This window comes from Microbacterium sp. NPDC055599 (assembly GCF_053618975.1).
The window spans coordinates 178633-192051 of the sequence record NZ_JBSHIM010000007.1; the positions used below are offsets into that span (position 1 = coordinate 178633).

The following is a 13419-nucleotide window of genomic DNA, read 5'->3' on the forward strand; positions in this document are numbered from 1 at the left end:
GGGGTATGCGCCGGAGGCGCCGTAAGGGGGCTGGAAGTACACCAATTACCGTCCTCAGATCTTCAGTGAAACCCGGGGACGTCGTCGGCCCGCTCGTTCAGTGCAATGGTTCTCCCGCCGCGGGACGCGGCGTTATCGGGAGCCGTCCTCGCTCGTGGGAGCAGTGCTTGTGGCGGTGGCTCCTGCGGTGACCTCGTCGGTCGGAGGCTCGCTCACGTCCACGAAATCAGAGGGATTGTCTTGCGATTGTACATCAGCGTCCAGGTCCTTCAGGCCGCGGCCGGGCTGATACGGCGAAGGCTCCAGACCCGGGTGACGGCGCGTCTGCACCACGAGGATGACGAGGCCGACGACGACGCCGATGATCGCCGCCCAGACGTTGCTGCGCAGACCCAGGATGATCTCGCTCGGGTCGATGCGGATCGACTCCCACACGATGCGACCAGCGCTGTACCAGATGAGGTAGATCGCGAACAGCCGGCCCCACTGGAAGAAGAGCTTGCGGCTCAGCCACAGCAGCACGATCACGCCGAGCCCGTTCCACAGCACCTCGTACAGGAACGTCGGGTGGAACAGCGTGCCCTCGGGGAGCCCGGGAGGGAAGGCCGAGTTGGTGGACTCGATCTCGAGGCCCCACGGCAGGTCGGTCGGCAGGCCGAAGAGCTCGTGGTTGAACCAGTTGCCGAACCGGCCCATGGCCTGCGCGAGCAGCAGCCCGGGAGCGAGTGCGTCGGCGAACGTCCAGAAGCGGATACCGGTCCAGCGGCAGCCGAGGTACGCGCCGATGGCGCCGCCGATCAGCGCGCCGAAGATGGCGATGCCGCCCTCCCAGATCGCCCACACCGAGCCGGGCTCGAAGGGGTTCCAGGTGTTCTTGCCCTCGCCGAAGTAGAAGTTCGGGTGGGTCAGCACGTGGAAGATGCGGGCGCCGATGATGGCCAGCGGCACCGCGAGGATCGAGATGTCGATCACGACCCACGGCTCCGCACCGCGCTTCGTGAGGCGGTGGTTGGTCAGCAGCACCGCGACGATGATGCCGGCGATGATGCAGAGCGCGTAGAAGTGGATCCGCACCGGGCCCAGGTCGAAGTACGCGACGGGAGGACTCGGGATGCTGGCGAGCACGCCGGTGAAGCTGCTGGGGAGCGCGAGGGACATGAGTGCGATTCTAGTTCTCGGGGACGGAGCGCACCGACGACGTGCCGGTGGCGAGGGTTCGGGCGACGGCCGCGAGGGCGGGGACGCCGCCGTCGCGCAGGGCGCGCACGAGCGCGGTGCCGACGATGGCGCCGTCGGCGTACTCGGAGACACCGGCGATCTGCTCGGCGGTGGAGATGCCGATTCCGACGCAGGCGCGCCGGGCGCCGTGCTCGCGCAGGCGGGCGACGAGGGTGCGTGCGGCGCGGTCGAGCTCGGCCCGCTCCCCCGTGATGCCCATCGTGGAGACGGTGTACACGAAACCGGTCGACGACTTCACCACGAGCTCGAGGCGCTCGTCCGACGAGGTCGGCGCGGCCAGGAACACCCGGTCGAGCCCGGTCCGCTCGCTCGCCGCGATCCACTCCGCCGCCGCGTCCGGCGTGATGTCGGGCGTGATCAGCCCGGCGCCGCCCGCCGCCAGCAGGTCGTCGGCGTAGCGATCGACGCCGTACTGCAGCACCGGGTTCCAGTAGGTCATCACGAGCACCGGGACGTCGGTCGCGGCGGTGATCGCGCGGATCGCGGTGAAGAGGTCCTTCATCCGGAAGCCGGCGGCGAGGGCGGCGGTCGTCGCCTCCTGGATGATCGCGCCGTCCATCACGGGGTCGCTGTAGGGCGGCCCGAGCTCGATGATGTCCACGCCGTTCTCGGCGAGGGCGATCGCCGCCTGGATGCTCGTCTCCAGGTCGGGGAAGCCGACGGGCAGGTAGCCGACGAAGGCGCTGCGGCCGGCGTCGTGCGCGCGCTGGATGGCCTGTTCGACGCGGCTCACAGCTGCGGCTCTCCCTTCGAGGCGGCTTCTTCGGCGGAGCTCTCCTCGGTCGCGTCGTGCGCGAGCGCCGCCTCGTCGTAGAGCTCGAAGTACCGGGCGGCCGTGTCCATGTCCTTGTCGCCCCGGCCGGAGAGGCAGATCGCCAGGACGGCGTCCGGTCCCAGCTCGCGGCCGATCCGCAGGGCTCCCGCGAGGGCGTGCGCGGACTCGATCGCCGGGATGATGCCCTCGGTGCGGCTCAGCAGCCGCAGGGCCTGCATCGCCTCGTCGTCGGTCGCCGGGATGTACTCCGCGCGGCCGATGTCGGCCAGCCACGAGTGCTCCGGGCCGACGCCGGGATAGTCGAGCCCGGCGGAGATCGAGTGCGACTCGACCGTCTGGCCGTCCTCGTCCTGCAGGACATAGGTCTTCGCGCCGTGCAGCACACCGGGACGACCGCGTTCGATCGACGCCGCGTGCCGCGGGGTGTCCACTCCGTCGCCGGCCGCCTCGACGCCGTACAGGCGCACGCCCTCGTCGTCGAGGAACGCGTCGAACATGCCGATCGCGTTCGAGCCGCCGCCCACGCACGCGAACACCGCGTCGGGCAGCCGGCCCACCTCGTCGAGCAGCTGGGCGCGCGCCTCCTCGCCGATGATCTTCTGGAAATCGCGGACCATCGCCGGGAACGGGTGCGGCCCCGCGGCGGTGCCGAAGATGTAGTTCGTGGTCTCGACCGAGGCGACCCAGTCGCGGTACGCGTCGTTGATCGCGTCCTTCAGCGTGCGCGAGCCCGAGGTCACCGGCACGACCTCGGCGCCCAGCAGGCGCATGCGGGCGACGTTCAGCGCCTGACGCTCGGTGTCGACCTCGCCCATGTAGATCGTGCAGTCCAGGCCGAACAGGGCCGCCGCGGTGGCCGTCGCGACACCGTGCTGTCCTGCACCCGTCTCGGCGATCACCCGGGTCTTGCCGAGGCGCTTGGTGAGCAGCGCCTGGCCCAGCACGTTGTTGATCTTGTGCGAGCCGGTGTGGTTGAGGTCCTCGCGCTTGAGGAACACCCGCGCGCCCCCGGCGTGCTCGGCGAACCGCGGCACCTCGGTCAGCGCCGAGGGGCGTCCGGCGTAGGAGGACAGCAGGTGGGCCAGCTCGGCACGGAACTCCGGATCGGCGATCGCCTCCTCGTACGCGACCGTCAGCTCGTCGATCGCGGCGATCAGCGACTCCGGCATGAACCGGCCGCCGAAGTCACCGAAGTACGGGCCGTGCTGGTCACGCAGACTCACTTCGCCTCCAGGAAGCTCTCGAGCGTGGCGACCGGATCTCCGGTCACCAGGGCCTCACCGATCAGCACGACGTCGGCACCGGCCGAACGGTAGTGCGCGACATCGGCGGGGGTGAGCACCGCGGACTCCGCGATCTTGATCGCCGTGTCCGGGATGCGGTCGACGAGCCGGCCGAAGAGGTCACGGTCGAGCTCGAGGGTCTTCAGGTCGCGCGCGTTCACGCCGATCAGCGCGGCGCCGAGGTCGATCGCCACGTCGAGCTCCTCCGCCGAGTGCGTCTCGACGAGCGGGGTCATGCCGAGCTCCAGGATGAACGCGTACAGGTCGCGCAGCGCCTCCGGCTCGAGCCCGGCGACGATCAGCAGGACGAGATCAGCACCCGCCGCCCGCGCCTCCAGCACCTGATACCGCGTGGCGATGAAGTCCTTGCGCAGCACCGGCAGCGACACCCGTGCGGTCACGGCCTCGAGATCCGCCAGACTGCCGCCGAAACGGCGCTCCTCGGTCAGGACGCTGATCGCCGAGGCGCCGCCCTGCTCGTACAGCGACGCCTGGTGGGCGGGGTCCGGGATCTCGGCGAGTGCGCCACGGGACGGGCTCGCCCGCTTGACCTCGGCGATGATCTTAACCCGCTCGGCGGGAGCGAGGAAGGCCAGGGCGTCCTTCGCCGCCGGGCGCGCGAGAGCCTCGCGCTCGACGACCTCGATCGGCCGGGAGAGGGAGCGACGCTCGGCGTCTGCGACAGCGCCGGCCGTCAGGTCGGCGAGGACCACTAGTGCGCCTTCGGGGAGTACTTGGGGCCCTTCACGCCGTAGCCCGCCTTCGCGAGCGCCCAACCCACGATGGCCCCGATCGGGATCAGCGCGGCGGAGATCCAGACCAGGGTCGGCTGCTCGAAGCAGAACGCGACGGTCGCGGCGGTGAAGCCGACGAGCATGATCACGACGGCGGTCCAGGCCGCAGGCGAGTGTCCGTGGCCAGGGTCGGCGATCGGGTTGGTCATGTTTCCTCCGGGGACGACGTGCGGATGTGTTCAGTCTATCGGGGTCAGCGCGTGGGATCCGTCCCGCGGGACAGGTCGTCCCACGAGTCGACCGCGTCGACCGGGCCCTCGTGCGTCGCGGGGTGCGCGGTCTCGGTGCGGTAACGGCGGCCGCCCGACTTCCACTGACGCCAGGTGACCAGTACCAGCACGGCCGCGAGCAGCAGGATCACCCAGCCGACGAGCGCGACCCACGGCCACGCGGACGCCACGATGTGCGCCGCCACCTCGTGCACGGCGGTGTCGCCCGCGAGCCCCGTGGTCTCGGTCACGGTCGCGGCGACGGCGTCGAAGGGCTCAGCGACCAGCAGCTGCACGGTCGACCAGCCGAGGAACACCGCCGCGACCGCGGCGAGCACCCCGAAGACCAGTCGCACCGCGCGACCGGCGATCGACAGGGCCGCGCCGAGCGCCAGCACCGCGAGGCTCAGCGGCGCGAGCAGCACCATCGCCGCGGCCCCCGGCACGAGGATCGCCTCTCCCGCATCGGCGCGCTCGACCGTGAACCAGGTCTGCGTGGAGGAGATGATGCCGAGGGCGCCGGCGAGCAGGAAGCCGGAGACCGCGAGCGAGCGCCCCCGCCGGGCGAGGCTCACGACGCCGCCGATCCGTCGACGGCACCCAGGTCGGTCGTGTCGAAGCACGTGCGGGTCCCCGTGTGGCACGCCGGGCCGGTCTGGTCGACCAGCAGCAGGATCGCGTCGCCGTCGCAGTCGAGTCGGGCCTCGCGCACCACCTGGATGTTCCCGGAGGTGTCGCCCTTGCGCCAGTACTCCTGCCGGGACCGCGACCAGTACGTCGCACGACCCGACGTGAGCGTGCGCCGCAGCGCCTCCGCATCGACCCATGCGAGCATCAGCACCTCGCGCGTGTCCCACTGCTGCACGATCGCGGGCGCCAGGCCCTCGGCCGTGAAAGCCACCTGGGCGATGCGCGCCTCGACATCCGGCTCGCTCTGCCCCTGCTGCGCCTCCGTCATCGGACCAGCACCCCCTCCGCGCGCAGCGCGTCCTTCACGTCGCCGACCGTGAGCGCTCCCGTGTGGAAGACGCTCGCCGCGAGCACGGCGTCGGCACCCGCCTTGATGGCCGGGGCGAAATCGGTCGCTCGTCCGGCGCCGCCGGAGGCGATCACGGGCACCGGCGCCGCCTCGCGCATGAGCCGGACGAGTTCCAGGTCGAACCCGTCGCGCGTACCGTCCGCGTCGATCGAGTTCACCAGCAGCTCACCCGCCCCGCGCTCCGCGGCCTCCCTGGCCCAGTCGAGAGCGTCCAGCGTGGTCTGCGTGCGACCGCCGTGCGTCGTGACGACGAAACCGGAATGCGTCGTGTCGGCGCGCTTCACGTCGAGCGAGAGCACGAGCACCTGAGCGCCGAAGCGGTCCGCGATCTCGCCGATCAGCTCGGGCCGGGCGATCGCGGCGGAGTTCACCCCCACCTTGTCGGCGCCGACGGACAGCAGCCGGGCCACGTCCTCCACGCTGCGCACTCCCCCGCCGACCGTCAGCGGCACGAACACCTGCTCGGCGGTGCGCTGCACGACGTCGTAGGTCGTGGCCCGCGCGTCGACGGTCGCGGTCACATCGAGGAAGGTGATCTCGTCCGCGCCCTGCGCCGCATAGTGCCGGGCGAGCTCGACCGGATCCCCCATGTCGCGCAGGTTCTCGAAGTTCACGCCCTTCACGACGCGGCCGTCGGCCACATCGAGGCACGGGATGACCCTGCTCGCGAGAGTCATCAGAGCCTCGCCGCGTGGATCGCCGTGACGAGGATCGCCCTGGCCCCCAATGCGTACAGGTCGTCCATCACCTGGTTGACCCGGCGACGCGGGATCATCACGCGCACGGCCACCCAGGCCGGGTCGCGCAGCGGGGAGATGGTGGCCGACTCCCGGCCGGGAGCGATCGCGACCGCCTGGTCGACCAGCTCGGTCGGCAGGTCGTAGTCGAGGAGCACGTACCGGCGGGCCACCATGACGCCTCGGAGACGGCGCAGCAGCGTGTCGACGCCGTCCGCGTCACCCGGGCGGCTGATCAGCACGGCCTCGGACTCCAGGATGACGGGGCCGAAGATCTCCAGCCCCGCCTGTCGCAGCGTGGTCCCCGTGGAGACCACGTCGGCGACGGCATCGGCGACGCCGAGGCGCACGGCCGACTCCACCGCACCGTCGAGCTGCACCAGCTCGGCGTTCACGCCGTGCTCCCGGAGGAACGAGCCCACCAGTCCGGGGTAGGCCGAGGCCACGCGCACGCCGTCGAGGTCGTCGATCGACGTGAAGCGTCCGGGAGGGCCGGCGAAGCGGAACGTCGACGCGCCGAAGCCGAGCTGCTCGATCTCGCGCGCCGACTGCTGCACGTCGAGCAGCAGGTCGCGTCCGGTGATGCCGACGTCGAGAGCGCCGGAGGCGACGTACGTGGCGATGTCACGCGGACGCAGGAAGAAGAATTCGACGTCGTTCTCGGTGTCGACGACGTGCAGGGTCTTGGGGTCGCGGCGGCCGGCGTAGCCCGCCTCCGCGAGCATCTCGGCGGCGGTCTCGGACAGCGAGCCCTTGTTGGGAACGGCGATGCGCAGCATGAACGGCTTTCAGTTCGAAGGAGTGGGGGCGGAGCGCATCACAGATGTCGATAGACGTCCTGCAGGGTGAGGCCCTTCGCGAGCATCATCACCTGCAGGTGGTACAGCAGCTGCGAGATCTCCTCCGCCGCCGCCTCGTCGGACTCGTACTCGGCCGCCATCCACACCTCGGCGGCCTCCTCCACGATCTTCTTGCCGATCGTGTGCACGCCGCCGTCGAGCTCCGCGACCGTGCCCGACCCTTCCGGTCGGGTCTCGGCCTTGACGCTGAGCTCGGCGAACAGCTCGTCGAAAGTCTTCACGATTCCAGGCTAGCGGCTCGCGCGAGGTACCTGAGCCGCGAGACCGCCGCCTCCACGTCGTCCTGCCCGTACACGGCCGAGCCCGCGACGAAGGTGTCCGCCCCCGCGGCCGCCGCCTGCGCGATCGTGTCGTCGGAGATCCCCCCGTCGACCTGGAGCCACACCTGCGACCCTCGACGTCGTGCCTCCTCCGACAGCGCGCGCAGCTTCGGCATCGTCTCCGGCATGAACCCCTGACCGCCGAACCCGGGCTCCACCGTCATCACCAGGATCTGGTCGAACTCGTCGAGGACCGGGAACAGTCCTTCGACCGGGGTGTCCGGCTTGACCGCGACACCGGCTCTGGCACCGATGTCGCGCAACCGCCGCGCGAGCGACACCGGGTCGACCGCGGCCTCCAGGTGGAAGGTGACGCTCGCCGCGCCCAGCTCCGCGTACCCGGGTGCCCAGCGCTCGGGGTCCGTGATCATGAGGTGCACGTCGAGAGGGACGGGACTGGTCTCCTGGATGCGCTGCACCATCTGCGGCCCGAACGTGAGGTTGGGCACGAAATGGTTGTCCATCACGTCGACGTGGGCGAAGTCGGCCGTCGCGATGCGGGCGAGCTCCGTCTGCATGTTGACGAAGTCGGCGGCGAGGATGCTCGGGTTGATGCGCGGTGCGCGAGGAAGCTCCACGGTCTCTGTCCTACCCTTCGGTGTCGTCGGTGCGCTGCAGGAGCGCGACGAACATGGCGTCGGTGCCGTGGCGGTGCGGCCACAGCTGGGCGCTGCCCGTGGCGGCACGACCGTCGTCGGCGAGGTCGATCGGCGAGCGGGAGACGTCGCGCACCACGCGCCGCGCATCCAGCTCCACCACGTCGGCGCGGTCCCGCAGCACCTCCCGCACGACCCCGGTGGTCTCGGCCAGGTGCGGCGAGCACGTGACGTAGGCCACGACGCCGCCCGGAGCGAGTGCGTCGAGAGCGGCGGACAGCAGGTCCACCTGCAGCGGCACGAGCTCGGCCACATCGGCGGGCGTCTTGCGCCAGCGCGCCTCCGGACGACGCCGCAGTGCTCCCAGCCCGGTGCACGGCGCGTCCACGAGGATGCGGTCGAACCCGCCGGGGTTCTCGCGCGCCAGCTCTCTGCCGTCGCGCTCGTGCACGGTCACGTCTCCGGGGACGGCCCGCAGGGCCTTCCGCACCAGTCGAGCGCGCGTCGGCACGACCTCGTTGGCCTCCAGCGCGACCTCGTGCTCGCGGGCGATCGCGGCCAGCAGCGCCGTCTTGCCGCCCGGCCCGGCGCACAGGTCGAGCCACCGCTCCCCCGCCCGGACCGGTGCCGCGGCGGCCAGCGCGAGGGCGACGAGCTGCGACCCTTCGTCCTGGACGCGCACCGTGCCGGCGGACTCCGCGACCGGACGACGAGGGTCGCCCCCGGGTGACGCGAACGCGGTCGGCGCGAACGGGCGACGGGGCTCAGCCGGCTGCGCGAGCCCGGGGAGGGCCACCAGCGTCACCTCGGGCGACGCGTTGTCGGCCTCGAGCAGGGCGTCGAGCTCGTCGACCCTGCCCTCGGCCGCCAGTGCGCGCCGCAGTGCCCGGATGACCCACACCGGATGCGCCGCGCGGAGGGCGAGACGCTCATCGTCGGAGCGCGCCTCGGCCTCGATGCGCTCCATCCACTGCCCGGGCGACTCGCGCGCCACGCGACGCAGCACCGCGTTCGCGAAACTGGCCGCGCCACGGCCAGCCCGCGTCGCCACGAGGTTCACCGACTCGTTCACGGCCGCGTGCGAGGCGACCCTGGTCGCCAGGAGCTGATGGACCGCGAGCCGCAGTGCGTCCAGCACGGCCGGATCGATCGAGGAGGTGCTGCGATCCGCGGCCGCCGCGATCACCGCGTCGTACGTGCCTCGGCGGCGCAGCGTCCCGTAGGTGAGCTCGGTGGCGAGGGCCGCGTCCTGCGCGTCCAGCCCGGCCTCCGCGATCGCCGGGGGAAGCACGAGGTTGGCGTACGCGTCGGAGTCGGACACCGCTCGCAGCACCTCGTAGGCGACGAGCCGCGCCGGCTGCACCGTCCGCCGGGGCCCGCGCTCGTCGGTGCGTGCTGCGGGTCGGGGACGGCGGACCCCCTGCTGCTGGTGTCGCTCCTGCCTGCTCACGATCCCGCCCGCCGCTCGCCGCCCTGCAGGCCCCGCCACCAGTCGGCGGCGTTCATCGCCCCCTTGCTTGCCGGCTGCACGCGGGTCACCGCGAGGGGCGCGGTCGCGGTGCCGATCAGCAGCGCCGTCCTGGTGCCCGAGAGCACGCCGGGAGGCAACTGCTCCTCCCCGGCCGCGGGCTCGGCGGCGAGGATCTTCAGGCGCTGCCCGTCCACCGTCGTGTGGGCGCCGGGCTCGGGCGTCACCCCGCGGAACCGTGCGAACACCGACGACACGGGCTGCGTGAAGTCGAGGAGTCCGTCCGCCAGGCTCAGCTTCGCCGCGAACGTCGGCTCGCCCTCCTGCGGCACCGCCCGCGCCTCTCCCGCCGCGATCGCCGCGACCACCTCCGCGGTCAGGTCGGCGCCGTCGCGCGCGAGCGCCTCCAGCGCCTCGCCGGCCGTCGCCGACGACGGCACCGCCACGGTGCGCCGTGCGAACACGTCGCCCGCGTCGAGCTCCGGCACGAGCTGGAAGACGCTGGCGCCCAGCACCTCGTCGCCCGCGATCAGCGCGCGCTGCACCGGCGCCGCGCCACGCCAGGCGGGCAGTAGGGAGAAGTGCAGGTTGATCCATCCGGCGTCCGGCGTCGACAGCAACGGCTCGCGCACGAGCCCGCCGTAGGCGACGATCACGCCCAGCTCGGGCTCGAGCGCGGCGATCTCCGCGGTCACCGCGTCATCCAGACGGGCCGCCCGGATGACCGGGAGGCCCCGTTCTGCGGCAGCCTGGGCGACGGGCGACGGCGTCAGCACGCGCTTGCGGCCGAGCGGCGCATCCGGTCTCGTCACCACCGCGGCGATGTCGTGCTCCGCAGCGAGGCGATGGAGTGTGGGCACGGCAGCGGAGGGCGTGCCGGCGAAGACGAGGCGCATGAAGGTTCTCCGGAAGGGGTCAGAGCTCTGGATCGAGGATATCGAGGCGCACCGTGAGCGCGCTCCGGGCCGCGCGCGCTCGGCCCCGCCGTCCGTTTACGGCCTCCGCCACCACGGCTGCGCGCAGGACGGTCGCCACCCGCACCCCGGCGCCGTAGTCGAAGCGGACCAGGGCGCGCACGCGCGGAGGGTCGTCGTCGCCCTCGACGGGGACGGGGCCGAGCACGGCGTCGGACGGCAGCGACAGCTCCCCGAGCGCGGCAAGAGCGCGGGCGACCGCGGCCGACGTGCCCTCCACGAGCGCGACGCGCGCGGTGGGCGGCATGTGCAGCGGGGCGCGGTTCTCCAGCTCCGAGCGCGCGTAGCCCGCCTGGTTCCACGTCGCGAGGGCCTTGGCGACCGCGCCGTCCACCCCCACCAGATGCACCGGAGCCCCGGGGGCGGCCAGCGCGGCAGCGTTCGACCACCAGCGCAGACACGCCTCGCCGATCCGCAAGTCGGGCGACTGCAGCATGCGCGGCCCGTCCAGCAGCACGACCGCGCGGTACCCGCCCTCCGCGAGGGGCTCGGCGCCGCGGGTCGCCACGACGAGCGCGGGGCGGGCGTCCACCCGCTCCACGGGGTGGCTGCCGTCCGCCACGATCACGCGCACGCCGGGAAACGCCCTGCCGAGCTCCTCCGCGGTGCGCTCACTGCCCGACGACGCCAGCCGCAGCCGCGGGGACGAGCACGCCGGACAGATCCACGCACTCGCGCCGCGCCCGCACCAGCCGCACACCGGAACGGCACCGCGATGCCGCGCGCCGAGCGGCCCGCCGCAGTGGGCGCAGCGCGCGGGGGTCCGGCAGTCCGCGCACACGAGCGACGGCGAGAACCCCGGGCGCGACACCTGCACCAGCACGGGCCCCTCCGCGGCCGCCGCCCTCGCCGCGAGGAACGCCGACGACGGCAGCCTCTGGGCGGCGGGACGCTCCAGCTCCTGCGGTGTGCTCAGCAGCACGCGCGGCAGCACCCGGCGCCCGGCCCGCACGTCGCGCAGCCAGCCGCGCGCCACGAGCCGCTCGACCTCCGTCGTGCGGGTGTGCCCGGCGAACAGCAGCGCGGAGCCCTCCGACTCCTGCCGCAGCAGCGCCGCATCACGCGCGTGCACATAGGGGGCGAGCGGCTCGCCGAGCAGCGGGTCCCCGTCGTCCCACACGACCACCAGGCCCGCCGTCACCGGGGCGTACACGGCCGAGCGGTTGCCCACCACGATGCACGGGGCGTCCTCGAGGGTCCGCAGGAACGCCCGGTAGCGGTCGGGGTTCGCCTGGCGCGAGTCGTGCCGCACCACGGTCTCCGGAGGGACCACGGCCTCGAGCGCCGCGAGCAGACGGTCGAGGTCGCGATGGTCGGGCACCACGAGGATCGTCGAGCGTCCCGCTGCGAGAGTGCGCGCCGCCGCGGCCGCGAGCAGTCGCGCCCAGCCCTGTGCGCCGTCGTCCAGCTGCGGGATGGCCTCGATCGCGGCGCGGCCTGCCTCGTCGAGCACGGCATCGAGACCGTCGTACGCCGCCAGCACACGCTCGGCCTCGGCCGACTGCTCGGCGTCGGGCGCCACGACCGGGGCGTCGGCGCGCCAGGCCTTCTCCACGCGCACCTGTCGCTTCGGGATCACGAGCCGCAGCACATCGGACGCCGAGCCCGCGGCACGGTCGGCGACCCGCCGCGCCAGGCGGTACAGGCGGTCGGGCAGCACCGGGACCGCCGACACCACGGTCTCCACCTCGGACAGGGGTCGTTCCGCGTCGCTCTCGACGTCGACCTCCACCACATAGCCGTCCACCACGCGGCCGGCGGTGCGCAGCGGCACCTTCACCCGCACGCCGGGCTCGACGGGCCCGAGCTCGGCGGGAAGGGCGTAGTCGAACAGCCGGTCGAGCTGCGGCAGCGGCGAGTCGAGGAGCACGCGCGCGATGCGACGGCTCTCGGGCGACATCAGGTCCTCGGCCCCCTCAGAGCCCGGCAGCGCGGCGCAGCTCGTCGGCGCGGTCGATGCGCTCCCACGTGAAGTCGGGGAGCTCCCGCCCGAAGTGGCCGTACGCCGCGGTCTGCGCGTAGATCGGGCGCAGCAGGTCGAGCTGCTCGATGATCGCCTGCGGGCGCAGATCGAACACCTCCTCGATCGCGCGCGTGATGACCTCGTCCGACACCCGGCCGGTGCCGAACGTCTCGACGTAGAGCCCCACGGGGCGCGCGACACCGATCGCATAGGCGACCTGCACCTCGAGGCGGTCGGCCAGTCCCGCCGCCACGGCGTTCTTGGCCACCCAGCGTGTGGCGTAGGCGCCGGAACGGTCGACCTTGGACGGGTCCTTGCCGCTGAACGCGCCGCCACCGTGACGCGCGGCACCGCCGTACGTGTCGATGATGATCTTGCGTCCGGTGAGGCCCGCGTCGCCCTTCGGCCCGCCCGTCACGAACGGACCGGCGGGGTTGATGTAGTAGGTCACGTCGTCGAGCGCGAGGCCCGTGGTCGCCAGGACGGGGTCGATCACGTGCTCGCGCACCTGCGCCTTGAGCTCGTCCTGCGAGATGTCGGGGTGATGCTGCGTGGAGAGCACGACCGCGTCGATCGTCTTCGGGGTGAAGCCGTCGTACCCGAGCGTGACCTGGGTCTTGCCGTCGGGGCGGAGATACGGCAGCAGGCCGCTGCGGCGCACCTCGGTCAGGCGTTCGGCGATGCGGTGCGCCGTCCACGCGGCCATCGGCATGAGCTGTGGCGTCTCGTTCGTCGCGAAGCCGAACATGATGCCCTGATCGCCGGCTCCGAGGCCGTCGAGCGGATCGACCGACGTGCCGTCACGGTGCTCCTGGGCGTTGTCGACGCCGTGGGCGATGTCGGTGGACTGCTCCCCGACGGAGACGCTCACGCCGCAGGAGTCCCCGTCGAATCCGGTGTCGGACGACGTGTAGCCGATGCCGTTGACCACCTGGCGCACGATCGTCGGGATGTCGACGTAGGCGTCGGTGCGGATCTCTCCGGCGACGTGCACCAGCCCGGTCGTGACGAGCGTCTCGACGGCGACACGGGACCCCGGGTCCTTCGCGAGCAGGCCGTCGAGGATGCTGTCCGAGATCTGGTCGCAGATCTTGTCCGGGTGCCCTTCGGTGACGGACTCGGACGTGAACAGACGCAGCGCGCTCATCGATGCTCCAGAACG

General features: G+C 72.4%; 15 protein-coding genes. All 15 read right to left on the bottom strand.

The annotated features are described in order from the left end of the window. Positions 1-132: 132 nt before the first annotated feature. Positions 133-1158 (bottom strand): prolipoprotein diacylglyceryl transferase, encoded by a 1026-nt coding sequence (gene lgt, locus ACWGQ1_RS08920; RefSeq protein WP_452312813.1) that lies wholly within the window; start codon positions 1156-1158, stop codon positions 133-135. A gap of 10 nt (positions 1159-1168) precedes the next feature. Beyond that, positions 1169-1972, bottom strand: a complete 804-nt coding sequence (gene trpA / locus ACWGQ1_RS08925; RefSeq protein WP_136032418.1) for a tryptophan synthase subunit alpha — start codon at positions 1970-1972, stop codon at positions 1169-1171. Then, positions 1969-3237, bottom strand: coding sequence for a tryptophan synthase subunit beta (gene trpB / locus ACWGQ1_RS08930; RefSeq protein ID WP_136032420.1), 1269 nt, complete (start codon positions 3235-3237; stop codon positions 1969-1971). The genes trpA and trpB overlap by 4 nt, the downstream gene beginning before the upstream one ends. After that, a complete protein-coding gene (gene trpC / locus ACWGQ1_RS08935) occupies positions 3234-4010 on the bottom strand; it encodes an indole-3-glycerol phosphate synthase TrpC (protein WP_136032422.1) in 777 nt (258 codons plus the stop codon). The genes trpB and trpC overlap by 4 nt, the downstream gene beginning before the upstream one ends. Next, positions 4010-4240, bottom strand: coding sequence for an HGxxPAAW family protein (locus tag ACWGQ1_RS08940; RefSeq protein WP_136032424.1), 231 nt, complete (start codon positions 4238-4240; stop codon positions 4010-4012). Before ACWGQ1_RS08940 ends, trpC begins: the two co-directional genes overlap by 1 nt. A gap of 44 nt (positions 4241-4284) precedes the next feature. Beyond that, entirely contained in the window at positions 4285-4875 is a 591-nt protein-coding gene (locus tag ACWGQ1_RS08945) for a Trp biosynthesis-associated membrane protein (RefSeq protein WP_136032427.1), read from the bottom strand. Further along, positions 4872-5258, bottom strand: coding sequence for a phosphoribosyl-AMP cyclohydrolase (gene hisI, locus ACWGQ1_RS08950; protein WP_247638789.1), 387 nt, complete (start codon positions 5256-5258; stop codon positions 4872-4874). Before hisI ends, ACWGQ1_RS08945 begins: the two co-directional genes overlap by 4 nt. Continuing rightward, entirely contained in the window at positions 5255-6016 is a 762-nt protein-coding gene (gene hisF / locus ACWGQ1_RS08955) for an imidazole glycerol phosphate synthase subunit HisF (RefSeq protein ID WP_136032431.1), read from the bottom strand. The genes hisI and hisF overlap by 4 nt, the downstream gene beginning before the upstream one ends. Beyond that, entirely contained in the window at positions 6016-6855 is an 840-nt protein-coding gene (gene hisG / locus ACWGQ1_RS08960; protein WP_452312814.1) for an ATP phosphoribosyltransferase, read from the bottom strand. Before hisG ends, hisF begins: the two co-directional genes overlap by 1 nt. 38 nt (positions 6856-6893) lie before the next feature. Further along, positions 6894-7157 carry a phosphoribosyl-ATP diphosphatase gene (locus ACWGQ1_RS08965; RefSeq protein WP_136032435.1) on the bottom strand — a complete coding sequence of 88 codons (264 nt, stop codon included), beginning with the start codon at positions 7155-7157 and terminating at the stop codon, positions 6894-6896. Beyond that, the gene (gene rpe / locus ACWGQ1_RS08970; protein ID WP_452312815.1) at positions 7154-7834 is read right to left on the bottom strand and encodes a ribulose-phosphate 3-epimerase; all 681 of its coding nucleotides are present in this window, start codon (positions 7832-7834) and stop codon (positions 7154-7156) included. The genes ACWGQ1_RS08965 and rpe overlap by 4 nt, the downstream gene beginning before the upstream one ends. A 10-nt stretch (positions 7835-7844) precedes the next feature. Continuing rightward, the gene (locus ACWGQ1_RS08975) at positions 7845-9215 is read right to left on the bottom strand and encodes a transcription antitermination factor NusB (protein WP_452312829.1); all 1371 of its coding nucleotides are present in this window, start codon (positions 9213-9215) and stop codon (positions 7845-7847) included. 83 nt (positions 9216-9298) lie between these two features. Beyond that, positions 9299-10216 carry a methionyl-tRNA formyltransferase gene (gene fmt / locus ACWGQ1_RS08980; protein ID WP_452312816.1) on the bottom strand — a complete coding sequence of 306 codons (918 nt, stop codon included), beginning with the start codon at positions 10214-10216 and terminating at the stop codon, positions 9299-9301. A 19-nt stretch (positions 10217-10235) separates the two neighbouring features. Further along, positions 10236-12194, bottom strand: coding sequence for a primosomal protein N' family DNA-binding protein (locus ACWGQ1_RS08985; RefSeq protein WP_452312817.1), 1959 nt, complete (start codon positions 12192-12194; stop codon positions 10236-10238). 16 nt (positions 12195-12210) lie between these two features. Continuing rightward, on the bottom strand, positions 12211-13404 hold the full coding sequence (gene metK / locus ACWGQ1_RS08990) for a methionine adenosyltransferase (protein WP_452312818.1): 1194 nt from the start codon (positions 13402-13404) through the stop codon (positions 12211-12213). Between the last annotated feature and the right edge of the window lie 15 nt (positions 13405-13419).

Bases quoted from the DNA above. Each gene is read 5' to 3' on its own strand.
- metK (WP_452312818.1), bottom strand. From the start codon at position 13,404: ATGAGCGCGCTGCGTCTGTTCACGTCCGAGTCCGTCACCGAAGGGCAC.
- fmt (WP_452312816.1), bottom strand. From the start codon at position 10,216: ATGCGCCTCGTCTTCGCCGGCACGCCCTCCGCTGCCGTGCCCACACTC.
- ACWGQ1_RS08940 (WP_136032424.1), bottom strand. From the start codon at position 4,240: ATGACCAACCCGATCGCCGACCCTGGCCACGGACACTCGCCTGCGGCC.
- lgt (WP_452312813.1), bottom strand. From the start codon at position 1,158: ATGTCCCTCGCGCTCCCCAGCAGCTTCACCGGCGTGCTCGCCAGCATC.
- hisI (WP_247638789.1), bottom strand. From the start codon at position 5,258: ATGACGGAGGCGCAGCAGGGGCAGAGCGAGCCGGATGTCGAGGCGCGC.
- ACWGQ1_RS08985 (WP_452312817.1), bottom strand. From the start codon at position 12,194: ATGTCGCCCGAGAGCCGTCGCATCGCGCGCGTGCTCCTCGACTCGCCG.
- hisG (WP_452312814.1), bottom strand. From the start codon at position 6,855: ATGCTGCGCATCGCCGTTCCCAACAAGGGCTCGCTGTCCGAGACCGCC.
- hisF (WP_136032431.1), bottom strand. From the start codon at position 6,016: ATGACTCTCGCGAGCAGGGTCATCCCGTGCCTCGATGTGGCCGACGGC.